This is a genomic window from Catenibacterium faecis (genome assembly GCF_014306455.1).
GTDB classification, from domain to species: domain Bacteria; phylum Bacillota_I; class Bacilli_A; order Erysipelotrichales; family Coprobacillaceae; genus Catenibacterium; species Catenibacterium mitsuoka_A.
The window spans coordinates 1-24077 of the sequence record NZ_JACRWG010000032.1 but is presented as its reverse complement, the minus strand read 5'-3'; the positions used below and the strand labels follow the sequence as shown (position 1 = coordinate 24077).

The 24077-nt window shown below is 34.1% G+C and carries 26 protein-coding genes; 4 read left to right on the top strand and 22 right to left on the bottom strand.

The genetic code is table 11. The annotated features are described in order from the left end of the window. Nucleotides 1-17: 17 nt before the first annotated feature. The 4 genes from H8909_RS08175 to H8909_RS08160 form a co-directional block, all read right to left on the bottom strand. Nucleotides 18-317 carry a hypothetical protein gene (locus H8909_RS08175; RefSeq protein ID WP_187012478.1) on the bottom strand — a complete coding sequence of 100 codons (300 nt, stop codon included), beginning with the start codon at nt 315-317 and terminating at the stop codon, nt 18-20. 347 nt (nt 318-664) lie between these two features. After that, nucleotides 665-895 carry a hypothetical protein gene (locus H8909_RS08170; RefSeq protein WP_022425626.1) on the bottom strand — a complete coding sequence of 77 codons (231 nt, stop codon included), beginning with the start codon at nt 893-895 and terminating at the stop codon, nt 665-667. A gap of 277 nt (nt 896-1172) precedes the next feature. Beyond that, nucleotides 1173-2219: a virulence RhuM family protein gene (locus tag H8909_RS08165; RefSeq protein ID WP_187012477.1), complete on the bottom strand. Its 1047-nt coding sequence runs from the start codon at nt 2217-2219 to the stop codon at nt 1173-1175. Between the two features lie 221 nt (nt 2220-2440). Beyond that, nucleotides 2441-3124 (bottom strand): hypothetical protein, encoded by a 684-nt coding sequence (locus tag H8909_RS08160; RefSeq protein WP_187012476.1) that lies wholly within the window; start codon nt 3122-3124, stop codon nt 2441-2443. A 578-nt stretch (nt 3125-3702) separates the two neighbouring features. Between H8909_RS08160 and H8909_RS08155 the strand changes: the two genes are divergently transcribed. After that, nucleotides 3703-5208, top strand: coding sequence for a DUF1846 domain-containing protein (locus H8909_RS08155; protein ID WP_202985932.1), 1506 nt, complete (start codon nt 3703-3705; stop codon nt 5206-5208). A 257-nt stretch (nt 5209-5465) separates the two neighbouring features. Here the strand turns inward: H8909_RS08155 and H8909_RS08150 are convergent, their stop codons facing one another. Further along, nucleotides 5466-5792 (bottom strand): winged helix-turn-helix transcriptional regulator, encoded by a 327-nt coding sequence (locus H8909_RS08150; RefSeq protein ID WP_187012475.1) that lies wholly within the window; start codon nt 5790-5792, stop codon nt 5466-5468. A gap of 145 nt (nt 5793-5937) precedes the next feature. Between H8909_RS08150 and H8909_RS08145 the strand changes: the two genes are divergently transcribed. Next, a complete protein-coding gene (locus H8909_RS08145) occupies nt 5938-6291 on the top strand; it encodes a cupin domain-containing protein (protein ID WP_187012474.1) in 354 nt (117 codons plus the stop codon). Between the two features lie 249 nt (nt 6292-6540). Here the strand turns inward: H8909_RS08145 and H8909_RS08140 are convergent, their stop codons facing one another. The 12 genes from H8909_RS08140 to H8909_RS08085 all read right to left on the bottom strand — a co-directional run bounded on the left by H8909_RS08140 (nt 6541) and on the right by H8909_RS08085 (nt 16375). Beyond that, a complete protein-coding gene (locus tag H8909_RS08140) occupies nt 6541-6726 on the bottom strand; it encodes a type II toxin-antitoxin system RelE/ParE family toxin (RefSeq protein ID WP_202985931.1) in 186 nt (61 codons plus the stop codon). A gap of 3 nt (nt 6727-6729) precedes the next feature. Beyond that, a complete protein-coding gene (locus H8909_RS08135; RefSeq protein ID WP_187012473.1) occupies nt 6730-7029 on the bottom strand; it encodes a type II toxin-antitoxin system RelB/DinJ family antitoxin in 300 nt (99 codons plus the stop codon). 178 nt (nt 7030-7207) lie between these two features. Continuing rightward, nucleotides 7208-7351, bottom strand: coding sequence for a hypothetical protein (locus tag H8909_RS08130; RefSeq protein ID WP_187012472.1), 144 nt, complete (start codon nt 7349-7351; stop codon nt 7208-7210). A 140-nt stretch (nt 7352-7491) separates the two neighbouring features. Continuing rightward, nucleotides 7492-7803: a DUF6508 domain-containing protein gene (locus H8909_RS08125; RefSeq protein ID WP_187012471.1), complete on the bottom strand. Its 312-nt coding sequence runs from the start codon at nt 7801-7803 to the stop codon at nt 7492-7494. Nucleotides 7804-7875: 72 nt separating this feature from the next. After that, nucleotides 7876-8484 carry a hypothetical protein gene (locus tag H8909_RS08120; RefSeq protein WP_187012470.1) on the bottom strand — a complete coding sequence of 203 codons (609 nt, stop codon included), beginning with the start codon at nt 8482-8484 and terminating at the stop codon, nt 7876-7878. A 505-nt stretch (nt 8485-8989) separates the two neighbouring features. Then, on the bottom strand, nt 8990-10768 hold the full coding sequence (locus tag H8909_RS08115; RefSeq protein ID WP_187012469.1) for a GmrSD restriction endonuclease domain-containing protein: 1779 nt from the start codon (nt 10766-10768) through the stop codon (nt 8990-8992). Nucleotides 10769-11277: 509 nt separating this feature from the next. Next, on the bottom strand, nt 11278-12402 hold the full coding sequence (rlmD, locus tag H8909_RS08110) for a 23S rRNA (uracil(1939)-C(5))-methyltransferase RlmD (RefSeq protein WP_187012468.1): 1125 nt from the start codon (nt 12400-12402) through the stop codon (nt 11278-11280). Beyond that, nucleotides 12402-13808 (bottom strand): beta-Ala-His dipeptidase, encoded by a 1407-nt coding sequence (gene pepD / locus H8909_RS08105; protein WP_187012467.1) that lies wholly within the window; start codon nt 13806-13808, stop codon nt 12402-12404. The genes rlmD and pepD overlap by 1 nt, the downstream gene beginning before the upstream one ends. An 11-nt stretch (nt 13809-13819) precedes the next feature. After that, a complete protein-coding gene (locus H8909_RS08100; protein ID WP_117459198.1) occupies nt 13820-14050 on the bottom strand; it encodes a Smr/MutS family protein in 231 nt (76 codons plus the stop codon). After that, on the bottom strand, nt 14029-14733 hold the full coding sequence (locus H8909_RS08095) for a pseudouridine synthase (protein ID WP_187012466.1): 705 nt from the start codon (nt 14731-14733) through the stop codon (nt 14029-14031). Before H8909_RS08095 ends, H8909_RS08100 begins: the two co-directional genes overlap by 22 nt. Further along, a complete protein-coding gene (locus tag H8909_RS08090; RefSeq protein ID WP_022425616.1) occupies nt 14733-15017 on the bottom strand; it encodes a hypothetical protein in 285 nt (94 codons plus the stop codon). The genes H8909_RS08095 and H8909_RS08090 overlap by 1 nt, the downstream gene beginning before the upstream one ends. A 194-nt stretch (nt 15018-15211) precedes the next feature. Further along, nucleotides 15212-16375: an RNA-guided endonuclease InsQ/TnpB family protein gene (locus tag H8909_RS08085; RefSeq protein WP_187012465.1), complete on the bottom strand. Its 1164-nt coding sequence runs from the start codon at nt 16373-16375 to the stop codon at nt 15212-15214. Between the two features lie 597 nt (nt 16376-16972). Here H8909_RS08085 and H8909_RS08080 point away from each other — a divergent pair. Further along, nucleotides 16973-17719, top strand: a complete 747-nt coding sequence (locus H8909_RS08080; RefSeq protein WP_006506540.1) for a MurR/RpiR family transcriptional regulator — start codon at nt 16973-16975, stop codon at nt 17717-17719. Between the two features lie 54 nt (nt 17720-17773). Here H8909_RS08080 and H8909_RS08075 read toward each other — a convergent pair whose 3' ends face one another. From H8909_RS08075 to licT, 5 genes are all read right to left on the bottom strand, one after another. Beyond that, on the bottom strand, nt 17774-18556 hold the full coding sequence (locus H8909_RS08075) for an ABC transporter ATP-binding protein (protein ID WP_117459196.1): 783 nt from the start codon (nt 18554-18556) through the stop codon (nt 17774-17776). Continuing rightward, nucleotides 18549-19415, bottom strand: coding sequence for an ABC transporter permease (locus tag H8909_RS08070; RefSeq protein WP_187012464.1), 867 nt, complete (start codon nt 19413-19415; stop codon nt 18549-18551). The genes H8909_RS08075 and H8909_RS08070 overlap by 8 nt, the downstream gene beginning before the upstream one ends. A gap of 9 nt (nt 19416-19424) precedes the next feature. Next, nucleotides 19425-20396 (bottom strand): ABC transporter substrate-binding protein, encoded by a 972-nt coding sequence (locus H8909_RS08065; protein WP_187012463.1) that lies wholly within the window; start codon nt 20394-20396, stop codon nt 19425-19427. A 458-nt stretch (nt 20397-20854) separates the two neighbouring features. Next, complete coding sequence (locus H8909_RS08060) at nt 20855-22732, bottom strand: beta-glucoside-specific PTS transporter subunit IIABC (protein WP_187012462.1); 1878 nt, start codon at nt 22730-22732, stop codon at nt 20855-20857. 72 nt (nt 22733-22804) lie between these two features. Continuing rightward, a complete protein-coding gene (gene licT, locus H8909_RS08055) occupies nt 22805-23644 on the bottom strand; it encodes a BglG family transcription antiterminator LicT (RefSeq protein WP_187012461.1) in 840 nt (279 codons plus the stop codon). 302 nt (nt 23645-23946) lie between these two features. On the opposite strand from licT, the gene H8909_RS13770 reads away from it, so the two are divergent. Further along, a partial coding sequence (locus H8909_RS13770; RefSeq protein ID WP_369409821.1) for an HTH domain-containing protein occupies nt 23947-24077 on the top strand: 131 nt, incomplete at its 3' end.

Below are 24077 nucleotides of genomic sequence, written 5' to 3'. Positions count from 1 at the left end.
CCTCTGATATTAATACATCATTCTTCTAAATTTTCAAAATATTTAATTACTTCATTATATTTCTTTCTTAATCCGTTTTTACCAAATCTATTTTTAATAACTTCTTTTGCCTTATTTAAATCATGATTGTTAAGATAAGTGGCTGCAATATATAAATATTGGTTATCACCCCAGATGATTCGTTTATCTTTATTTTCATAAAGTGATAAATAATCTTTCTCACTTATTATATCATTAAGCAGCGGTATTGCGTTCTTTTCAAAAAAATCCAACAGTTGATCTTTTTTGGTTGTCTGATTGTAAATTGATCTAACCATTTTGATGGAATGATATGACTTGCGTATATTTTAGTAGTACCATTCACTGAAGGAATATAAATCTGCATATGAGGATATATATGTGCTAATGCACCTGGATGATATGAAGGGTTTGAGAAGAATACTATTTCTACTTTTTGCAGTTACACCATCTAGTTTTCTAATACATGTAAGGCTATTGCTTTTTCTAAGAAATCCATTTTCTGCAAAATAGTAATCAAATTCAGATATAAGAGAAATAATGACTTGTTTAATGTATTTTTGTAACATACTATTTAATCCTCCCCTTCTATTAATATTAAGAAACACCTATCAGATACGATAGGTGCTTGTCTAATGTTGTATTATTATTTTTTTGAATCAATATACAATCCATATCCTAAAAACAAAATACCAATGATCATTGCTAGGATGGCTTCTATTGATAGAAATGGTCCTACATATTCTAATCCTTTTTTAAACAGAGAAGCATCTTTTGTAGCAATATTACTCATGAACATAGCAGCTGATATGTATTTTGCAGAAACTAGAATTGCGGATATCAGACAGAAAATAACACCAACACCTTTATTATTCATATTAGATCCTCACTTTCTTTGACAGCTTAATTATATCATAATGACAAATATATAAATATAAGAATAAGTTTTCTCATAAAAAATCCAGTTAATATTACAAGCATTTATGCACTTTGATATGCTTACAAATGATTTTCAAAAACTCTATATCAAATACAATAGTTTCTGAATCAGGTGCAGCTTGATATATAGCAAAATCACTTACATATGCTGTGAGTGGATCACAATTCATCTCTATATCGTGAACAATTTACTAGAAAATTTTAAAGCAACAATCCTAGTTCTTTGCATTCTCTTCTAGTTCCAAAATATACCTATCAAAATCGGACATAAATAATCTGTCCTGAATGATACGATATTTTTCAAATTCGGTTTCGGCTTTTGCTTTAGCAATCTCTGCAGTTATTTTACCTGCATCCTGAAGAACATCTCTATCATCAGCCATGAGGAATAGATCTAAACGTTTTGACCAATCTTCCATTGTCATTGGAATATGACGCTCTGCACGATCCTCTGCCAAATCAAGATAAGCAGATACAATACGTTCTAGAGAACGCATTTCCTTTTTACTCAAATAATTCTTCGCAATGGTCACATCACTTTTTAGAATCTTACCTTCTGGTGCAGCAGCCCAAGTAGTTAATCCCATATGGGGCTTTTCTGCATCTGCTCGTTCATAAATCAACTCTGCTGCTGTATGTCCATGAATTGCATAATGCATCTTATTCTGAACCTTTGCAAAGAACTGCTTTGTTGTTGCTGCTGTTCGATCGTAATCAAGAGATGTGGCATAGATGTCTGTTATCTTCTGATAGAATCTACGTTCAGATATACGAATTTCGCGAATCTGTTCAAGCAAACGGTCGAAATACTCTGCTGTAAGCACTGATCCACCGTTTTTTAGACGTTCATCATCCATGACCCAACCTTTGATTGTATAGTCCTTAACGATATCATTAGCCCATTTGCGAAACTGTACAGCTCTCTCGTTATTTACTTTGAATCCAACTGCAATAATCATTTGAAGATTATAGTGCTTTGTATTACGAGTGATTTTACGTGAACCTTCAGTTTGAACTATTAGAAAATTTCGAATAGTTGCGGACTCTTCTAATTCACTATCTGCATAAATCTTCTTAATATGAGCATTTATCGTTGGTAAACTAACGTCATATAATGTGGCCATCATCTTTTGTGTTAACCATATATTCTCATCTTCATAGCGCATTTCAATACTGTCCTGCTGATTACCTACAGAGGCAACATATGTTAAGTATTCTGCTGCACTAGAACGAATGGTTATTTTATCATTTTTCTTTTTCAAAATGATTCCTCCTTCTTTGGTGATTTAATTATATCATGCCGGTAAATACCATAATATAAAAATAAGTTTTCTAAACAGAAATATAATTAATATTCATCTACTATTATCTAAAATCAAACTCCTCAGATAGTATTTAATCTATTAGCGATGAATCATTTGATTCTTCAAAGTTAACTAATTCTTTTCATTATCGTTTAGTAAAGATAATAGCAATAGCACAATCATGAACGTACTTTGATATGCTTGCAAATAATTTTCAAAAACTCTATATCAAATACAATCGTTTCTAAATCAGGTACAGCTTGATATATAGCAAAATCATTTACATATGCTGTGAGTGGATCACAATTCATCTCTACATCGTAAATATCACTGAACTCAAAATGATAAATATCGCCATATTGTAGCTTCAACACTGCTGATTGATCATTACATTCTAAACTGATAAACTTGCTATCATGAAATGAAAATTCATCTAAACATTCATGACCTTCTAGTAATTTAATCGCGTTATAATAATCTGCATCAGTTCTTATTTTACTTTTTTCAACAATGTATTTATAGTATTCATAACTCTTCCTAACATTCTCTATTTCTTTAGGATAAGCACAGTGTGGATTTTCCTTCAATGCAAGATCATATTGTTTCATCGCTGGCTTATAATACTTATTCAACAATTCATAATTAGAACTTTTTGCTTGCATTTCCCATCCCATCAATGATAAGACTCTTGCATAGAACAAATGGTTCTTTTCCTCTGCATTTATAGCTGCATAATATGCTGACCATAAATGATACATTCCTTTGTCTTCTTGACGTATCCAGTAATCTTTTTTCTTTGAATACACTAGACATTCTCTTGCTATTTTATAGTCTTCTATAATTTTATCCCATAGATTATTCATGAAATCACCTCTAAATTAAATTTTTTGCTTTCTATTTATCCACAACAAATAACTTTGCAGGTAACCAGTGAAAAGATAGAACCGCCTTGCTGAATGAATAACTGCTATATTTTTGGAGAAAATGATACCATTGGTTCATAGATAAACTGACTTAGTATACAATACATAATTCCAAATGCAAACGCCATCACAATCCCCTATTTTACTATTGATACAGATCTTTCATTTTCTCCTGGACAGATATTCTGTGATGTGAACGCAGACAATGCAGACATTGTAACAGTCTGGAATATCTCTATCTGATTTCTAATCTAATTATAGAACAGATGGAAAATTCATGCATCCGATTCAGCTTCATGAGCGCCGATTAATCGGTGCTTATAAAATTTTATTTTCGCTAACCTATGGTTTGTGGAGCATTTAAGTACAATTTTAGTATTAAACAAGTAACATAAAAAAGATTATAAAAAGATTGTAAACTTCCCATATTCCGTAGTATATTGTTAGACGGTAGTTTTAAATGTTGGTTCAATATAGAATGAACTGTTTAAAAATAAGATTATAGGAAAGAGGATAGAATGATGAACATAGGATTTGATAATGAAAAATATTTGCAGATGCAGTCTGCTCATATTCGCGAACGCATTGCTCAGTTTGATAACAAGCTCTACCTAGAGTTTGGTGGAAAATTATTTGATGATTTCCATGCATCTCGTGTACTCCCAGGATTTCAGCCGGATTCTAAGATGCGTATGTTAATGCAACTTAGCGACCAGGCCGAGATTGTGATTGTTATCAGCGCAGAAGATATCGAAAAGAATAAAGTACGTGGAGATCTAGGCATCACTTATGATGTAGATGTCCTTCGTTTGATGTCTATTTTTGAATCACATGGTCTGTTTGTAGGAAGTGTCGTTATTACAAAGTACAGCGGACAGCAGAGCGCTTCCTTATTTAAAAATAAATTAGAGAAGCTTGGCATTAAGGTATATCTTCATTATCCAATTGAAGGATACCCTTCTAATATTCCACATATTGTTAGTGATGAAGGTTATGGAAAGAATGAGTTTATCCAAACATCTCGTCCACTCATTGTTGTTACTGCACCTGGACCTGGAAGTGGAAAAATGGCAGTCTGTCTTTCCCAGCTCTACCATGAGCATAAAAGAGGCATCTGCGCCGGCTATGCTAAATTCGAGACATTCCCAATTTGGAATATCCCAGTGAAACACCCAGTTAACCTTGCATACGAAGCTGCAACTGCAGACCTGAATGATGTAAATATGATTGATCCTTTCCACCTAGAAGCTTACGGAAAGACTACAGTCAACTATAACCGTGATGTAGAGATCTTCCCGGTACTTAATGCAATGTTCCAGCGTATTTATGGACAAAGCCCTTATAAGTCTCCTACAGACATGGGAGTTAACATGGCCGGAAATTGTATCTGTGATGATGCCGCATGTAGGGATGCTTCTTGTCAGGAAATCATCCGTCGCTACTACGATGCAAGAAGACGCGCTCTTGCTGGCAAATGTTCCGAGGAAGAAGTATATAAAATCGAGATGCTTATGAATCAGGCTAGTATTACAGTCCACGATCGTCCAGTTGTTGACGTTGCTCTTTCTCGTGCAAAAGAAACAAAAGCTCCTGCTGCTGCATTAGAGCTTGCAGATGGCCGTATGATCACAGGTAAGACTACAGACCTCCTTGGTCCTTGCGCAGCACTCCTTTTAAATGCACTCAAAGAGCTTGCTGGTATTCCACATAGTCAGCCGGTCATCTCGCCTGCAGCAATTGAACCAATCCAGACTCTAAAAACACAATATCTTGGAAGCAAAAACCCACGTTTGCATATGGACGAAGTGCTGATTGCATTGTCTGTTAGCGCCGCTTCTGATCCAAATGCTCAGAAAGCATTGGAACAGCTTCCTAATCTAAAAGGATGTCAGGCTCATACATCGGTTATGGTCAGCGATGTAGACAGAAAACTATTTATGAAGCTTTCTATCCAGGCAACTTTTGAAGCAAAATATGAAAATAATTCTGTGATTTTTCCTAAAAAAGTATATGGTTCTAAGTAATTTTCATCTTTTGAAGAAAGAAGCAAAAAGAGACTTATCGCAAAATGATAAGTCTCTTTTTTGATTTGCTTCTCATACCCAGTCAATCCGACTACCCTTCCCAGTCTTTTTCAAAATAAACTCTGTGTTGATCTGTTCTTTTTTGTTCACTGACTTGAGAAGTGATTCATATTATTTGTAAGATCTTTTTATGCCATTATATGTAAAAATAAGATCCTCACCACTAGAACTAAATTCAGTGATGAGGAGTCTTAGGTTTAATCAACAACCGTCTTATAATAAATTCCGAAATCTGCCAATGCATCAATAATCGGCATCATCTCTTTTCCAAGGTCTGTCAGTCCATAATCAACTCTTGGTGGATTCTCATGATAATCATTTCTATACACAAGGCCATCATCTATCATCTGCCTAAGACTATCAGTTAGTACTTTTTGAGAAATTCCATCTAAATCTCTTTGAAGTTCATTGAATCTCCATGGACGACTTTTTAAATTTCTTATGATCAATAACTTCCATTTACCACCAATTAAAGACACTGATGTTGCGACAGGACATTCTGGAAGTTCCTTTTTTGTCTTCATGTGCAGTCACCTCATTTCAAAAATATTATAGTGTATTCATTTTATTATGTACAGTTACAAAAAGGTGCGTACTTTTTTTAGAGTGTATAAATGATTATACTATACTCAAGCAACAAGGTTGCAAATAAAAATGGAGGTAATTCAAATGTCAAACTATACAAAAACCAATGTTGGTAAAGAAGGCCGCACAGAACTTCATGAAGCACTTTCTTTAACTGGTGCTGAAGTAAGTATTAATTCTCTTCCTGCTGGTGCAGGTGTTCCTTTCGTTCATTCTCACAAAAATAATGAAGAAATCTATGGAATTATTGCTGGAAAAGGAACTGCTATCATTGATGGAGATACTGTTGAAATTACTGCAGGTGACTGGTTAAAAATCAGCCCTGCAGCAAAGCGTCAATTCTTTGCTGCAAATGATTCGAGTATCACTTATATTTGCATTCAGGTGAAAGAAAACTCACTTGATGGATTCACAGTTAATGATGCAATCATTTATTAAGAATATTGCATAATTGTACGAAACCCTCCTAGCCCTGATGGCTTGGAGGGCTATTTTATTTGTCATCTTTTAAAATTAGTTGAACATCTCCTGTATATTCCTGATGTATATTTATATTCCATAACATCTAATCCTCTACCAACGTATTCTTACTCACCATGCACTTGGAATTGATATTGAAGCTTACTGCAACGATTAATTGAGGATTATAATGCTTGGTATCACAACCTTGCGTACTCCCTCAGTCCTCTATGGCTCTTCATCAATCAAGTCATGTTTTTTCGGAAAACTCGACAACTTAGTAATCTCTGCTTTCATCTTGTCAAGTAGATTATGTGCTGCATCCGGTGCCATTAGATCATTTGAAATATAATGTACTATCTCTTTTATCTGCTCTAATGCCTGCCTTGTTACCCTTACCTCATATTCGTTCATGCACTATATCTTCGACTTTAATTGACTAAAAGCCTCATCAACAGATACAGAATCGTTCTTTTTTGCCTGTGCAAGACCGGTCTGCATCATCATATCAAATTCAGCTTGTGTTATAGAATCTCTTGTAACAAGTTTATCCGGAATATCAAGTGAAAATGGTACTCCATCACGCATAATAACCTGTCTGTAAGTCATATCTATGAATACAGATACAGGAATTCCAAGTCTGTCAAGAATTGCCTCTGCTTGCTCTTTTATATTTGGTTGAATTCGCGCTGTTACATTTGCAGTTTTTGTTGCCATAGTATGCACCTCCTGTTTCCTATAGTGTACCACCATGTATTGCTTCTTACAACACAAATGCTTTTAATTACTGCCGTCGCTATTTGGCGGTATATTTCTCCATTAATCATGCGATATTTTCCTAAACTGTATTCTATGCTGTCGGATTCTGCCATCAATCTTTTTCCATCCAATTCAATTAGCTCTGTGCAATAGTCATCATAAAATCATCATCCGAATCAGCATTATCATCTGTATCTGCCTGCTGTTGTATGATAGATTTTGCACTTTTGTTAGCCTGCATAGCTGCCAGCATGCTGCCAACCATTCTTAATATACTCATTGATCGTACGAACCACCACATCATGCTTCTTCTTCCATTTTCTATGCATAGCTCTTTAAAATTGGATTTTGCTAAAATTACTGCAAAATTCAATATAAAATAGCAGTACTGATCATAGCGACCAATACTGCCATTATGCTTTATTTATTCAATTCTGCTACCATTCTTTTAAGGATTTCATCAACCTGACCGGCGCGTTGTCTGTGCTCGAAGGAGCCATTACTAAAATGATCTTCTCTTAGAATTGCAGTAAGCAATGCAGTACATAATTCATAATCTGCATTTGCCACACGCTGTAATTCCTCACTACAATTGATTGGTTTTGTTGTCATGTAATCCGCGTAGTTACCCTTAAGGTCACCCAAATCTTCAAGCAAACTATAATAAGTTCTTTCTCTTCCTGGATGATCAATGACAGCCTGAATTTTTTTAATTTTTTCTTTGTTTGTCATTGTTTCCTCTATATCGTTTTTTCAATACCATTTTAAAACAAGTAGGGATTTCTTTGTATAATACAGGTATTACTACAATCCAAGTTTCTTCTTCTCCTCTTTTGACTCTGTTACCAGATACCAAAATCTTCCAGCAGACACGGTCTCATCTTTCCATCTTCCATCTTTGAGCTGATACCAAAATTTAACCTTTACATCATCCTTTTTTTGACCAAATATTATTGTCGTACGATTCCGATAATTTTGTATAACCAATCTTTCATCTTTCACATCCACTAAACAATTTCTACTTTTAGCATCATTCCAGAACTTAATTGGTAAATCAAACACCACTTTTTTAACTCCAGGTAAATTGCTTTCTTTCACAGCTCTATTGGAAACATTAAACGTATAATATTGGTCCTTAAAATAGTTCCGACGCGAATTTACAAGAGACGAATAACTCACTTCTATTATTTCAGATGCTGCTATCATACAATATGTATCCTGACAAATGTCCACTTCATAATAATAGTCATTTACTCTACGTACAAGACTTTCATCAAAATAAATGATGCCCTGCTCAATAATTCGTCCATCTGATATTTTCACATCTGCAAACGCAATGGAATACTGCTTTGTATCATCATAGTATCTCACACGTTTTTCTGAAATATGTCCTAGTTTACAACCATCTGTCATGATAAAATGACCTCTCTTTCGTCTTATAGATATAAGTTTATTATAAAACAATCGATGAATAACTTGCAATACGGAAAAGAAGATGTGACTGTTTAAGGTGCCGTATAAATGTGTCACGAGGATTTTTTTTAGAAAGTCGAATAGTTTCACAGATTAGTAATTTTATACGCGTGGTGAGGTCATACGGCGTGTTAAACGATATGTTTTGAATTGTTCTGCTGATTGATGCCAATAGGATGGCTTTGTTCGTAAAAAATGGTGAATCTTATTCTAAAGAACTCATCGCAGAAAATCTAAATCAATTATCTTTACGATTAAAAGGTTGTTTGGAGCAGCTTAACGATTACAAGCTAGAAAGATAACATTACTGTATTTCTGTTTTACAAAATACAGTAAAACACCTTTTAATTTAACTATAGGAGCACTTCACACTTACTATTATGATATTTTCCCACAAAATAGTTTTAAAAGTAAAATAAAGGGCTTATTTAGGGACATCTTAACCTCATTTATTTAGTTTGTCATAGGCCTTTTTTACAATTTGAGCCATCAATATTCTTCTTTTGATTAAGAATTCAGGGTAAGATAACTGCTCGAAATTTTCTGGTAATGCATTTTGTTTGCAGGCAAGCTTATATCCTTCTTCGCCCAACTTATCTCTGTATCTACTAACATATTCTGTTGGAGGTGCATCAGAGATATCAATGTTTGTAGCATAATCTAAATATGTAAAGTTTGCTATCTGGTTTCTATCACGGTCATTGTTATATCCAATTTTCCCAAGATAATTCTTAGGAAAGATATGATGCTTATCTATCGAATTTTTATCTCCACTTGTGCCTAGTATAAAGTACTGTGATAAAGGCGCAGTGCTAAACAACATTGGTGTTCCAAGAACGTTGATAGCCGCAATATATCCATACCAAGCTGGTGAAGTTGCAGAAGAACTGTTCAGCTCAGATGGTAATGAATATTCGAAATAATCATCTGTAAATCTATTCGCAATAACTGAATCAAGATATACAACAAATTCATCAGCATTATGAACATCTCTCAAGTCAGCAAATTGTTTTTCAACTTGTGATTCTGTTGAACCAGTATAAAAACCTGTAATCGTAGACATAAATATCCACTTGCTAATTATCTTCTGCAGTTCTACAGAAGACACCTTATAATCATATTTTCCGATGAGGTATAAAACATAACTGAATACTACCGCATTTGAGGAAGCTACAAAACTTCCTTTTAAGTAACCAGCAGATGCAAATAAGTTCATAAAAGCATGCCAGTTATTTAAGTTAGTAACCATATCCAAAGACTCCTTAAATATCTTCAGATTTTCCTCACGAATATTTTGGGTAATCTCTCCAGTTTTAAGATTTTTACCACGAAGCAACATATATACATATCGCAAACGCGCTCTCCTAAATCCAACACCTACTGACATTCTTATAAGATGTGAAGGATCGACCTGCAGAATTTGGTTAAATGATGTACCATTTGCAGGTATTCTAGAATCAGCACAAAACTTATTGATTTTATCATGAACAGCATTATCATACACGGCAATGAGTGTCTCAATGAAGTTCTTTTCAGTAAGGTTCTGTCCACCTGAGTTTACTCGTACGAAAATGTCAGCAACATTCTCTTCGTTGGCCTTAGAATTAATTTTTAGTGTGGGTAACGAATAGATGCCAAGATTAAGCAAATCATTGATATTCTCCTCAATGCGATCTTCTTCGTCTTCTGTTAACTCTTCCTCATTATTCTTTGCGCGGCCTTCATTTACAATCTTAATATATGCTTTTCTAAACTTAGAAATATTGTGTTCTTCATCTGCTGCAAATACCTGACTGATTTCACTAATCCACTCTGGGTTTTTTTCAAAAGCTGGAGTCCATACAGCAAACTCACGAGTTAAGGGATTGAAGGAAATGCGAATTGCTCTTTCCTTATAATTTTTGTCCATGATAGTTACTCCGTACATTGCGGCTAACAATGCCGTTAATCGCTGTTGACCGTCAATAACCAAATCATTTGGACGCTTATATATTTTTTCGTTTTTACCGATATGAACTGTATTTTCATAATCATCTGGAGATGCCCAAAGCATAATGTAGCCGATTGGATACCCCTTCATCATAGAATCGAGCAGCTCACGAACCTTATTATCCTGCCATACAAAAGGGCGCTGCAAGTCGGGCAAACCGACACGTCCATTCTTAACATCAGACAATATATCTGCTACTTTGCTCGGTATATTATCAAATAATTCTTTTCCCATTGCTATACCTCCTACAAAAAAACGATTTGGATTACATTTTGCTAAGTCAATTTCACATCTTCTCCAGCACCCTTTTTAGGACATTATGGTAACAATCTCTTAAGATTGAACTTGTTTCCAATTTTAAATGGTATTCTAGATTGATGCTGAATTCTCTTAAAATAAAAAACAAATAAATTATATCATATGAGAAATAATCCGTCTATTTTCACTATATATTCAACTGCACAATTGATTCATTTTTTAGATGATATGTACTGAGACAGTTAGCATTCATGCCAAACTATATAACTCATAAAATCAACTACAATAATCATATTAAGATTATAATGTGTTCACGACTCTCTTAAGTGTACCTTTTAATTGAACTATCCGGAAATTTCGAATAGTTCAGTCTTTCTAAAGCTCATTGATTGTACAAACATTAATGTCATTCACAATTTCATGAACCCTATAAAAAAGGAACTCTAAGTTAAAAAACTCAGAATTCCTTCATCTCTTTATACTATTTATTTCTTAGTCAACAACACAATTGATTCAATATGTTGAGTAAATGGGAACATATCATAAGGATATACATCCTTAAAATCATATCCTAGTTTTCTAAATAACTTTAAATCTCTTACCTGTGTATGAGGATCACAAGAAACATAAACTATTTCTTGTGGCTTTAAAGAAACAGCTGCTTTAATAAATGTTTCAGTAGAACCACTTCTTGGTGGATCCATAATAATCACATCGACATCTACTTTCTGTTTTGCTGCTTCTACCATGAATTCAGTCGCATCCCCCTGAATAAACTTGATATTCTCAACCTTATTAAAAGTCTTATTCAGTTTTGCATCCTTCACAGCATCCTTATTAAGTTCTACCCCAATAACCTGTTTCGCATTCTTGCTCGCTATAAGACCTATTGTTCCAATACCACAATATGTATCCATGATTTTAGGATCCTTGACTGTAATAAGAGATAAAGCTTTACTATATAATGCTTCACATTGGTCATGGTTGATCTGATAGAAAGAACGTGGAGAAATCTTAAAAGTCATTCCACATAACTCATCTACAATAAACCCTTTTCCAAAAAGAACCTTTTCCTGTTCTCCTAACACAATACTTGTCTGCCTCTTATTTGTATTTAAGACAATACTCTTAATAGAAGGAAAAGCTTTTACAAGCTGATTACAGAAGTTCTTAGAACCTTTAAAGATAGCTTCATTAGATACAATGACAACTAATGTCTGATTTGTCTTGACTGCACGTCTAATAAGAATATGTCTAATTTCCCCTCTTCTTCTTTGTGGATCATAGATAGAAACTCTATACTTTCTAAATAATACAGCTATTTTACTAATAATTGCATCTGTTTCCTGATCATGAATAAGACATGATTTATAAGGGATAATACGATGAGAATTTTCTTCATATAAGCCATAGTTATATGTCTTATCAAAGGCAATAATTGTCTTATTACGATAGTAATAAGGATCTTCCATACCAGAGACGGGGTGTACATTAACCTTTAAATCCTTAAAGATCTTCTTACATTCTTCATTCTTATATTCTAAAGACTTAGCATATCCTTGATTAATAAACTGACAGCTTCCACATTTTTTCGCTATATCACATTTCATTATAATTCTCCTAGCCAGTTCTTTATGAAGTCATGGACTTCATAAAGTGTTTTGATTTCTAATTTTTCCTGTGGTGTATGAATATCAATACAGTTTGGTCCCATAGTCACAATATCCATATCTGGAAATATTCGACTCAAATAACCTGTTTCTAATCCACCATGAGTCGGTACTTCTTTAAGTTCTTTATCATATGCTTTTTTATAAGCTTCCTTGTAAGACTTACGTAACTGAGAATCAGGATCATAGCTCCAACCATAATATTCATCTGATGGTGTCACACTTAAGCCAAATAAAGAAGCCAATGTTTCTACTTCATTTACAAGTAGTTTAAGATTGATTTCATTCTCACTACGTAATAATAGAATAAGCTCTACAGCCTTTTCTGTTGTTTCCATAATCCCCAAATTCAAAGAAAGAACTGGAAAATGATTAAAGTAATAAGAATACTTTTCTACACCATATGGACATAACGCAAGAAAATGAATAAGTGCATCACTATCTAAGATTACATGACCACTCTGTTCTTCTTCTAATGTATAATCTAAAGGTTCTAATGGATAAAGAGCCTTCTGTTCTTCCATTCTTTCATGAATAAAAGCCTTCAATTCTTCTTTATTACTTGTAGATTGGAATGTAAATAAACCATCTCTACAGATAGCATTGGCCTTCTGTCCTGCATTAAGTGAAGAGAAACGAATATCAAAACCATTGTCTAAACATGCTTTTAGTACAAGTCCTGCAATCTTAATCGCATTCCCTCTACCATCTTTAATCGCATCACCAGAATGACCACCTAATAACCCTTTTACATAGAACTTATATCCCTGATCATGAGATTCTACAAATGTCGCATTCTTTCTAATAGTTAGCTGAACACCGCCTGCAGAAGAAACATTTGTTTCTCCTACTACATCACCATCTAAAGAAATCATCTTGCGAGCATGAATCCAATCTTTATCTACATGAGTAATACCATCCATAGTTGTTTCTTCCTGAACAGTAAATAAGCATTCTAAACGAGGATGCTTAAAGCTATTATCACTTAATAAAGCGAGCATGATAGCCACTGCCACACCATCATCTGCTCCTAAAGTTGTTTTTGTTGCATGTAAATAACCATCTTCTTCATAGATTTCTAAAGGATCAGTGAGGAAGTCATGGTTACTATCTGCATCTTTTTCAGCCACCATATCCATATGACCCTGTAGTAAAATAGGTGCATAATCTGCGTAACCAGGCGTAGCTTCCTTATAAATAATAATGTCCCCTATTTCATTTCTAGCATAATCAAGTTCATGATTTTGTGCAAATTCCTCTATATAATTGCCTAGTAATTCTTCATGTCCTGAAGGATGAGGAATACTACAAATAGTTTTAAAATAGTCTAATACATCTTTTGTCATAGTGAACTCCTTTATTTTGTAATAATATCTGTAATACCTGGATTCATAGATAATTCTATTCTTTGTACGTGAGGATGACTGCGATATCTTTTTCTCACCATCTGAGCTAAAATCTGTCCTTGATTATATCCATGGATAATTCTTAAAGTCAATGCATCAGGTTTCTTTAAAGCCGCATCTATCATCTTACGTGCTTCCTGCTGGGTATAGCCATGTATATCTATTTCTTTGATATATTGCATAAACTCCTCCTTGTGATATCTTTTAAATGATTGATTTCTTCTTGAGTGAGTATTCTATATGTACCACTTTCTAAATCACCTAACGAAATATCTCCATACATAATGCGATGAAGTGATGTAATCCTATTATTAAGAGAAAGGAACATCTTCTTTATTTCATGATAACGTCCTTCTTCTAAAGTGATGATACCATCATATTCACTTGTCATTTCTACTATTGCAGGTAAACACTTAACATCTCCATCAATAGTAATACCTTCTTTAAAAGGTGTAATATCCTTTAAAGGATTTAAACAAGTGAAGGCATATGATCTAGGTATATGAAATTCAGGAAGAGTGAGTCTTTTTCTTAATTTCAAATCATTAGTTAAAATGACTAGACCCGTTGTATCACGGTCTAATCGTCCTACGTAATGAAGGTTATCATCTGGAAGTAAAGTGATAAGACAGGGATCATGAGGATCCTTATTGGCACATACATAGCCTGATGGTTTATGAATGATATAGTATTTCAAGGGATGAGAATCAAGGATTCTAGAATCATAAATAACTGTTTCATCCGTTATGTCCATATCTTCATCAACTATTTCATTGTTGACTTGTATCAGTCCCTTTTTAATGGCCTTCTTTGCCTGTTTCTTACTTCCGCATTTATTTAATACAAATATGTCTATCAGTCTCATTAATGAGTATTCCTTCCACGAGAACAGTCATTTGAACGATTATCAGTACTATTGACTATTATCACCTTGACTTTATCTCCTCTTTTATATGAAGGATCTTGTTCTAAAATATCACGTAAAGCTGTTAATCTCTTATTGCCATCTACACACAAATAGCCACAACCTGTTTCTTTTACCTTAATAGGAAAAGAAAAGCCTATTCTAATAATAGAATGATAGAGATGATCTGTATATTCTGATGGAATAAAGTGAATATCACTTAATGGTAGTTCTTTAATACGCATAAAATATGCCTGCCACTCAAAATGTGATTAAATATACTCACATCGAGATAATGTAAGTTCTCACGAACATTACTTACTATGTCATCGTGTATGCTTTTGATTGACCGAAATCATATCTACTCACAAGTTCAAGTACACTCCATAGTCGTAAATTCCCGAAATAGCCTTCGGTACATACCTACGTTTGCGTTCATCTATGCAACTTCGTAAGTTGTGGCATCTCTCAGATTAAGTGCAGCATTGAAATCTCTGTCTTCGATATATCCACAGTCACATCTGAAAATTCTATCTGAAAGCTTTAAATCTTTCTTGATACTTTTACAGCAATGACATGTCTTGGATGATGGGAACCATCTATCTACTATTCGAAGTTCAATTCCAGTCTCCTTGCATTTAGCTAGAAGCTTTGTTTTAAATTCATAAAACTTCTGCGAAGCAACTGCCTTTGAAAGATGTCTGTTCTTCATCATTCCTGATACGTTTAGATCTTCAATCGTTATATAAGATGGCTTGGTTTTCACTATCTCTGCGATTGTCTTATTGATGTAATCAGTACGAATATTGTCTATTCTATGATGAAGCTCCTGTATCTTAAGCCTTTGTTTCTGTATATTTCTTTTTTGAGTGGACCCTCCTTTCTTTAGATTTTCATACTTTCGAGAAAGACTTCTCTGTTCTCGAATAAGCTTTTTTTCAAGCTTCTTTAATTTTGCAGATTTATTGATGTTCTTATAAGTTTTTCCATTAGAGACAATTGCAAAGTCCTTTAATCCAAGGTCAATGCCAATTCCTTCACTGGAATTACTGGCTATTCTTTTATCTGGGATTTCTATAAGAACTGATGCATAGTATCTGCCAGCCTTTATTGAGACATGACCGCTCTTAATTACGTATCCATCTTTTGTTGTGGGAATATATCCTTTCTCTTTGATGCGGACCCATCCAAGTGATGGAATCTTGATTCTGTGTCTTTCGCAAAGGCAATCTTTTGGATTATTCCTTACAAAATACATTTTTACATCAGATCTGCCTTTCTTCTTGAATTTTGGAAAGGCGCTCTTATGATCAAAGAATCTTTTAAATGCGGTCTGTCCGTTATTTACTGCCTGTGTTACCGATTTTGAATAAGCTTCCTTGATCCAGGAATATTCTGGATGGCTAGGAAGATACTCATTGTTCAGCCATACTCTAAACTGGCTGCTGCTCATAAACTTTTTGCCACTTTCATGAAGCTCCTTATTATGAGCAAGATAGAAATTATAGATAAATCTGCAAGTACCTATTGTTTTACGAATCTTGACTTTCTGCTCCTCTGTTGGATTTATTTCCGTCTTGAAGCTCTTCAGCAATTTCCTCATCCCTTTCTATCTTTTTTTATACTTACGAAGCCCTTTGCAGCCTGCAGGAGAACACATGAAGTATTGAAACAATATCCTGCATGAGTTCTTCATCTGATTTCTAATCTAATTATAGAACAAATTAAAAATCCATGTACTAGGTTCAGCTTCAAGAACGCCTATTAATCGGCGTTAATAAAATTTAATTTTCACTAACCTGTGGTTTGTGGGTATTCAAATAATTCTTTTACATTACAAAACCATCTTAAAAATGCAACTTGATTTAGTAAATGCTGATTATAAGTATAATAATGCTTATTAGTTAGGGTTCAGTTTGCCTTTAAAGTTCCTTCTCTATCTCAACGTTATAATATCTTAACAGATACGCCTAAAAGTGCAGCAAAATCCTTTGGTTTATAATTTGTGATATTTAATGTGTTCATTTTAACGCTCCCCCTATGAGCATATTTAAACACATTCAAACACAATGGTCGATATATTCAGTTACTTATAGTTCCCTCCTTTTTCTACATTATAAACAAAATAAAACATAATACAAAATTATTTCTAAAGATTATTACAACTATGATATAATATTCCAAAAGGGGCGTGAATATAATGGGCTTGTTACTTAGTAGAATATTGACTTATTTAAATGGTGCGATGCAGAATGATTACTATTATAAAATATGCAATTTCATTATCTTTAACTATCTAGATATATTTGAAATGTCTGAAGAAGAATTCTTAGATAAAGGTGCTTTTAGAAAAGAAGAACTTTATAGTTTCTTATTATCATTTGGATTCTCTACTTATGAAGATTTCCGTTTTAAATTAGAAGCTGATCATCAGTTACGTTTGAATCAGATTCGTGTCAGATTATTTGGAGAAACTCCTCAGAAATTCTTAGCGAAGATGGATAAGGCAATGGATGAAGAAGTACTTGCGAACACGATTACTTCTATCTGTGAACATTTCTATAAAGCAAAACGTATTATTATCTTTGGTGGTTTATATCCTTGTTCTATTGCCGTAGAGTTACAGACAGATATGATTTCTTTTGGACGTCCATTTATCCATTATCATAAGTATGATCCTATTCAATTTAATGAAGATGATGTTGTCATCTTTGTGAGTGCTACAGGACGTAGTCTAGAAGAAATGAAGAAATATGATAATTGCAGCTTTGAAAAGGCATATTCATTACTCATCACGCAGAACCGTAAATATACACAGTCATGTTTTAATGGAAATACAACAGTAATTTATGTACCAGGTAAGTTTGATTCAATTGATTTCAACTACCAGATCATGTCAATCTGTGACTTAATCAGATTACGTTATTTCCAACAATACTACCTCTAAGCAGACTTCAGTCTGCTTTTTTTATGCATTATAAAAGACAAGGATCATCCTTGTCTAGTGAAGAAGAACGCGGTCATTCGCTTCTCCTGTTTCAGTAAATTTTCTTACAAGTTCTTCGACAGTCATTTTCTTTTTAGTTTCTTCATCAATATCCGCAATGATTTTTCCATCCTTCATCATCAGGATTCTATTACCATATTTAAGAGCATCTTCCATATCATGAGTGATCATCATAGTAGTAATATGATGTTCTTTCGCAATTCTTTCAGATAATTTCATTACCTTGATAGATGTCGCAGGATCAAGTGCAGCAGTATGTTCATCTAATAAAAGTAATTGTGGTTTAACTAAAGTTGCCATTAATAGTGTGAGGGCTTGTCTTTGTCCTCCAGATAAAGTACCTACCTTAGTTGTTAAACGGTCTTCTAAGCCAATATCTAAGTCCTTTAATGCATTTACAAAGACATCATGATGTTTATGAGTAAATGGTGTAAGTGAGAAATGTTTTCCTCTTTGATAAGCTAAAGATAAGTTTTCTTCAATTGTCATTGAAGGAGCTGTTCCTCTTAAAGGATCCTGGAATAAGCGACCAATGGTACGGCTTCTGACATATTCCTTTTCATGAGTGATATCTTTATCATCTAATACAATAGTTCCTTCTTTTGTTTCTACTGCCCCAGAAATCGCACCAAATAAAGTAGATTTACCTGCACCGTTAGAACCAATAATAGTGACGAAATCTCCTGGTTCAAGATGAAGAGATAAATGATCAATAGCTTTCTTTTCATTGACAGTCCCTTCATTAAATACAACTGTTAAATCTTTTATATTAAGCATGTTTCTTGAACCTCCTCTTGAGTGTTGCAGAAGAAATCGCAATCACAACAATAAATGCTGATAGGATCTTTAAGTCTCCTGAAGGAAGACCTAAGTATAAGGCAATTGTCAAGGCAAAACGATAGAAGATAGCCCCTACAATAGTACCAACTAAGCATATTGCAACCTTATCACTCTTAATGAATGTCAAACCAATAATAATAGAAGCAAGTCCGATGACCATCATACCAATACCACTAGTGATATCAGCATAGCCCTGCTGCTGTGTAAATAAAGCACCACTTAAAGCAACTAGTCCATTAGCAAGTCCTAAACCAATAATTTTCATCTTATCTGTATCAATAGAGCTCGCACGTACCATTGTTTCATTATCACCACAGGCTCTAAGTGCAAGCCCCATCTGTGTCTTTAAGAAATAATTCAATAATACGGTAATTACTATCACAATCACACCAATAATCAATAATTTATCATAAGGTTCAAACTGAGTTGTACTGCTGAAGATTGTCTTATGATTAAATAATGAGATATTTGGTGTCTGATTCATAATACGTAGATTCACTGAGTATAAAGCAGTCTGTGTAAGGATCCCGGCTAGGATTTCATTGATATTGAGCTTAGTAATGAGTAAACCTGTCACCATTCCTGCAATCGCACCTGCTACAAATCCAAGTACCATACCAAGTACTGGGTAGCCTGCCACTGCCACCATAGCACTTACTGCACATCCTGTTGTAAAACTTCCATCCACTGTCAAGTCTGGAATATTCAAAACTTTGAAACTAATATATAAGCCTAGAGATAAGACGGCAAATATGCCGCCTAACTCTATGGCTCCAAGAATAACTGTACTATTCATAAAAACTCCTTAGATTTCTGTATATTTACTATCACTTGTAATGTTTTCTGGTAACTTAATACCTAATTTATCTTTTGTAGTTGTATTGACATAGATTTTTAAGTTTGTCTTAAATACTTTAACTGGGATATTTTCTACTTTATTACCCTTTAATACTTTATCAACGATTTTAGCTGTTTCTTTACCAAGTTCTTTATAATCGATACCAACACTTAAGAAACCACCATCTTTAACCATTGAATCAGCACCTACATATAAAGGCTTGTTTGCTTTCTTACATGCATCACTGACTACATTCATTGCACTTGCAACTGTATTATCATTTGGTGCAAAGATTGCATCACATTTACTATTTAATACATTAACAGCACTCTGTGCTTCATTGACTGATGCAATTGTTGCTTCTTCTACCTTGATATTCTTCTTAGCACAATAAGCTTTTGCCTTTTTAATATTAGTCACTGAGTTGGCTTCACCTTTATTATAAAGCATACCGATTGTTTTTGTATTTGGATTGATTTCTAATGCCTTATCAATAATCTGATCAACTTGTACCTCATCACTTGTACCAGTAATATTCTTATCTGGTTTAGTTAATGAGCTCGTTAACTGTGCACCTACAGGATCAGTCACTGCACTAAATACAACGGGAGTCTTAGTAGCAAGTTTTGCCACTGCCTGTGCTGCAGGAGTCGCAATTGCCATGACACAATCAAAATTCTTTCCAGCAAAATCATTGGCGATACTTGCACAAGTATTTGTGTCACCCTGACCATTCTTGAATGTATATTCGATATTCTTATCATCATATCCAAGAGTCTTCATTTCTTTATCGAATGAATCCTTGATCTCATTTAATGATGTATGATCCATAAACTGGATAATACCTACTTTCTTCTTATTACTAGAAGAAGTTCCACATCCTGCTAAAAGTGAAATTGTTAATGCTGAAGTTAATACTGTTCCTAATAATTTGTTCATTGTTCTGTTCCTCTTCATTTTCATAAATTTTGTTTTCTTCGATTCAATTCAAACAACGACGCCATCGCTTCATATGAGTTCCTCCCAACTTGTTAGCAGGTAATAAAAAAACACCTGTCCCAAAAGACAGATGTTACTCTTTAAGCCACCTTTTGATTTATAAATGCTAACACATTTTTGCATTATAACGTTTGCATCACGTCTCAGGATACTTGTTGCCTTTCCCCCTCGCCCTCACAGGTCCATTTATCATTGTGGTACTACCAGGTTTCCAGCATCCCTGGCTCTCTATCAGCCCTACACAAAGTTTTATCTCCCGCTCTTAGGTTTATCTGAATGTTACATCACAACGCATTCATTGTCAACACATTTATTTATATTTTTGTATATTTTCGAATATTGCTTAATATATTTGTGTATATAATAAATATCCTGTTCAAATGAACAGGATATTCGTACTAATAGTTAATATGCAACAATTCTTCTTTTAAAGAACTATTTGTTTTGTCTGTGATCTTGACTTCTTTTAAATCATTGTAATTTGTTACTAATACGGGTGTTTCAAGAGAATAACCTTCGCTAGTAATATAATCCATATCAAATTCAACAAGGAGCTGACCACACTCAACATGATCACCCTGTTTAATATGAGCAATATAGCCTTTACCTTCTAACTGTACTGTATTGATACCAATATGAATAAGAAGTTCTACTCCTGAATCACTTGTAATACCAATAGCATGTAAACTTGGGAATAATACTGTCACTGTACCTGATACGGGTGCATACACTTTGCCAACACTAGGAATAATGACAACACCTTTACCTAAAGCACCTGATGCAAAAGCGGCATCACTTGAGTCTTCTATAGGTTTAATAGTACCTTCGATAGGTGCTAGAATTGTTTCTTCATTTGCCTTTACTGCTTCTACTACTTTATTGTCTTCTTTTTTACCAAAGAAGAATGCAAGTAAGAATCCTACTAACATTGATACAGCACCACAGATAAGTGCTGCAACTAAACCACTTGCTTCACCTTTAGGTGAAATAAAACTTACTACTGAAAAGATACCTAAACCACCCATAACATACATTTTAGCGTTTAAAGCACCCATAATAGCGCCACCTACTGCTCCACCAATACAAGAGAATACAAATGGTGTTTTTTCTGGTAACAAGAAACCATAGATAGCTGGTTCTGTAACACCACAGAATGCGGAGATAGTCGCTGGAATTGCAAGAGCCTTCTTATTAGGATCCTTCGTTTTTAAATAAGTCGCAATCATGATACCTGTTGCCGCAAAAGTTGTGCCTGTCATTCCAGGTAAGATTGTATCAAAACCTAAGTTACCAAGGTTGACCATAGCCATTGGTACTAATGCCCAGTGTAAACCGAATATTACTAAACACTGCCAGAACGCACCAACTACAGTAGCAGTAACAATTGGTGAAAGTTTATATAAAGCTGCAAAGAAATTAGATAATACCTGTGTTAATAATCCAACAACTGGACCAATAACGAGTAATCCAATTGGCAATGAGATAATTAATACAAAGAATGGTACAAAGAAGTTCTGTAACATTTCTGGTACATACTTTTTCGCAATCTTTTGAACCTGTGCAGCAAGTGCCACGATACAGATAACTGGAACAACTGTACTTGTATAATTGCCAGAAATAAATGGAATACCTAAGAATTTAGTATAATAAGCACCAATCATTGGTAATGTACCGATTGCTTTTCCAGCAGCTGATAATGAATCTGTCTGGATTGTTGGATAGCATAAAGATGCACCGATAATCATCCCTACAACGACATTCACATTAAACTTCTTAGCAGCTGTATAACCTAAAATAATTGGTAAGAAATAGAAGATTGAATCTCCAATCGCATTAAGCACTAAATAAGTACCACTTGTACTAAAACCTGTACCTAACAGGAATACTAATAAAGCATTTAAGCCTTTAATAATACCAGCAGCACATAGTGGACCTAAGATAGGCTGGAAGCATCCTGAAATAATATCAATAAGTGTGTCTAATACACCTTTAGGTGCTTCTGCTTCTGCTGCAGGGGCATCATTACTAATACCTGCAATTGAACATACATCTTCAAATACAGCAGGTACATGGTTTCCAATAACAACCTGATACTGTCCTGCAGATTTCATGACTGTAACTACTCCAGGATTATTTTTTAAAGCCTCATCATTGGCTTTAGATTCATCCTTTAAACGGAATCTTAGTCTTGTAATACAGTGTGTGAGGGAGTTGATGTTTTCTTTTCCCCCTACATTTTCCAAAATCTCTTTGGCTAACTTTTCATATTTACCCATAATTTTTTCCTCCATATTTTCCTAAGTAAATGAAAATTGAAGGTTTGGCCAACTTAATGTCACCATCCAAGTTTAACGACTGTTCCCTAAATACACAACACGATGAATATGTATTGTAAGATAGAGTTTTTCTTCGTCGGAAAGTTCATAGTCATATTGTTTAAGAATAAATTGTGCAATTTTTACTACACATTGATAGGCATTGGCATATTTAACCTGTACAACAGATAAGAGATCATCTTCCTGTAGCACTTGTTTCTTATGTTCAAGTAAACGCTGAGCAAAGAACTTTAAATGGGTAATGAAACGATAATAATAGGCACTATCTTCATTGAATTCGACTCTAAAGTGGTAACGAACGATATTTTCTATTTCCTGCATGATTTGAGTAATTTCATACATATCATGTGAGTCTTCATCTAATTGTCCATTCACAATATGTAAAGCTATAAATCCTGCTTCATCATCATTCAGTTCAATACCGGTTTTTTCTTTAATAATGTGCAAGGAACGATTACCCACTTCATATTCAATTTTATAGAAACGTTTAATATCCCACAATAAGGCATTCTTTACAAAAATACCTTCTTTGACTCTTTCACAAGCTGTATAGATATGATCTACCAAGGCAATATAGCAGTTATCATTGATTGCTTTACCCAAAGTCATCTTAGCTTCATCAAAGATTTCTTCACCAATCTGTAAATATTCTAAAGGAATATTGACAACAAGTTCTTTAAATCTTCTTGATACTTCTTGATCTTCTAAGAAGAATACCTTGTCTACCTGTTTTGGATCAATAAAGTCTCCTGCTTTCTTTTTAAAGCAGATTCCTCTACCCATCACTATCTTTTCTTCATCATCCTCAATAACGACTGCCACATTGTTGTTTAATAATTTACTGATTTTCATATGCCTCTCTCCAAAAATAAAAACCTGCTTATTCCACAACAAAAAAAGAGTCGTGGGACAAACAGGTTTAGCTTGTACTTAAACAATCACTATCCTATTAACTTCCGTGGTTTATACTAGCATATTTCTAAATCGCTTACAAGATAAAAAAATTATTTTCAGATTGTGAAAAAAAGTAGAGTGAGTCTATAAAATGGCCCCTGTAAAAAGGACACGATAAAAAAAGGATATTTATTTCGTGACCCTGTTTTACAGGGTTTTTATTTTGCGTAGTATAATGATTATAGAATGGTGGTGTTATTATGGGAGTAAACTATTTTAGTGATGAACAAGTAAAGGAACTCGAAAAGAATCCATATGTAAAGAAAGTATCTATCAAAAGCATAACCTATTCAGAAGAATTCAAAGAACTCTTCTGGATTGATTTACAGAA

Excerpts from the sequence above, each read along its gene's own strand:
- H8909_RS08175 (WP_187012478.1), bottom strand. The coding sequence starts at position 317 with ATGGTTAGATCAATTTACAATCAGACAACCAAAAAAGATCAACTGTTG.
- H8909_RS08170 (WP_022425626.1), bottom strand. The coding sequence starts at position 895 with ATGAATAATAAAGGTGTTGGTGTTATTTTCTGTCTGATATCCGCAATT.
- H8909_RS08160 (WP_187012476.1), bottom strand. The coding sequence starts at position 3,124 with ATGAATAATCTATGGGATAAAATTATAGAAGACTATAAAATAGCAAGA.
- H8909_RS08155 (WP_202985932.1), top strand. The coding sequence starts at position 3,703 with ATGATGAACATAGGATTTGATAATGAAAAATATTTGCAGATGCAGTCT.
- H8909_RS08150 (WP_187012475.1), bottom strand. The coding sequence starts at position 5,792 with ATGAAGACAAAAAAGGAACTTCCAGAATGTCCTGTCGCAACATCAGTG.
- H8909_RS08145 (WP_187012474.1), top strand. The coding sequence starts at position 5,938 with ATGTCAAACTATACAAAAACCAATGTTGGTAAAGAAGGCCGCACAGAA.
- H8909_RS08140 (WP_202985931.1), bottom strand. The coding sequence starts at position 6,726 with ATGAACGAATATGAGGTAAGGGTAACAAGGCAGGCATTAGAGCAGATA.
- H8909_RS08135 (WP_187012473.1), bottom strand. The coding sequence starts at position 7,029 with ATGGCAACAAAAACTGCAAATGTAACAGCGCGAATTCAACCAAATATA.
- H8909_RS08130 (WP_187012472.1), bottom strand. The coding sequence starts at position 7,351 with ATGAGTATATTAAGAATGGTTGGCAGCATGCTGGCAGCTATGCAGGCT.
- H8909_RS08125 (WP_187012471.1), bottom strand. The coding sequence starts at position 7,803 with ATGACAAACAAAGAAAAAATTAAAAAAATTCAGGCTGTCATTGATCAT.
- H8909_RS08120 (WP_187012470.1), bottom strand. The coding sequence starts at position 8,484 with ATGACAGATGGTTGTAAACTAGGACATATTTCAGAAAAACGTGTGAGA.
- H8909_RS08115 (WP_187012469.1), bottom strand. The coding sequence starts at position 10,768 with ATGGGAAAAGAATTATTTGATAATATACCGAGCAAAGTAGCAGATATA.
- rlmD (WP_187012468.1), bottom strand. The coding sequence starts at position 12,402 with ATGAAATGTGATATAGCGAAAAAATGTGGAAGCTGTCAGTTTATTAAT.
- pepD (WP_187012467.1), bottom strand. The coding sequence starts at position 13,808 with ATGACAAAAGATGTATTAGACTATTTTAAAACTATTTGTAGTATTCCT.
- H8909_RS08100 (WP_117459198.1), bottom strand. The coding sequence starts at position 14,050 with ATGCAATATATCAAAGAAATAGATATACATGGCTATACCCAGCAGGAA.
- H8909_RS08095 (WP_187012466.1), bottom strand. The coding sequence starts at position 14,733 with ATGAGACTGATAGACATATTTGTATTAAATAAATGCGGAAGTAAGAAA.
- H8909_RS08090 (WP_022425616.1), bottom strand. The coding sequence starts at position 15,017 with ATGCGTATTAAAGAACTACCATTAAGTGATATTCACTTTATTCCATCA.
- H8909_RS08085 (WP_187012465.1), bottom strand. The coding sequence starts at position 16,375 with ATGAGGAAATTGCTGAAGAGCTTCAAGACGGAAATAAATCCAACAGAG.
- H8909_RS08080 (WP_006506540.1), top strand. The coding sequence starts at position 16,973 with ATGGGCTTGTTACTTAGTAGAATATTGACTTATTTAAATGGTGCGATG.
- H8909_RS08075 (WP_117459196.1), bottom strand. The coding sequence starts at position 18,556 with ATGCTTAATATAAAAGATTTAACAGTTGTATTTAATGAAGGGACTGTC.
- H8909_RS08070 (WP_187012464.1), bottom strand. The coding sequence starts at position 19,415 with ATGAATAGTACAGTTATTCTTGGAGCCATAGAGTTAGGCGGCATATTT.
- H8909_RS08065 (WP_187012463.1), bottom strand. The coding sequence starts at position 20,396 with ATGAACAAATTATTAGGAACAGTATTAACTTCAGCATTAACAATTTCA.
- H8909_RS08060 (WP_187012462.1), bottom strand. The coding sequence starts at position 22,732 with ATGGGTAAATATGAAAAGTTAGCCAAAGAGATTTTGGAAAATGTAGGG.
- licT (WP_187012461.1), bottom strand. The coding sequence starts at position 23,644 with ATGAAAATCAGTAAATTATTAAACAACAATGTGGCAGTCGTTATTGAG.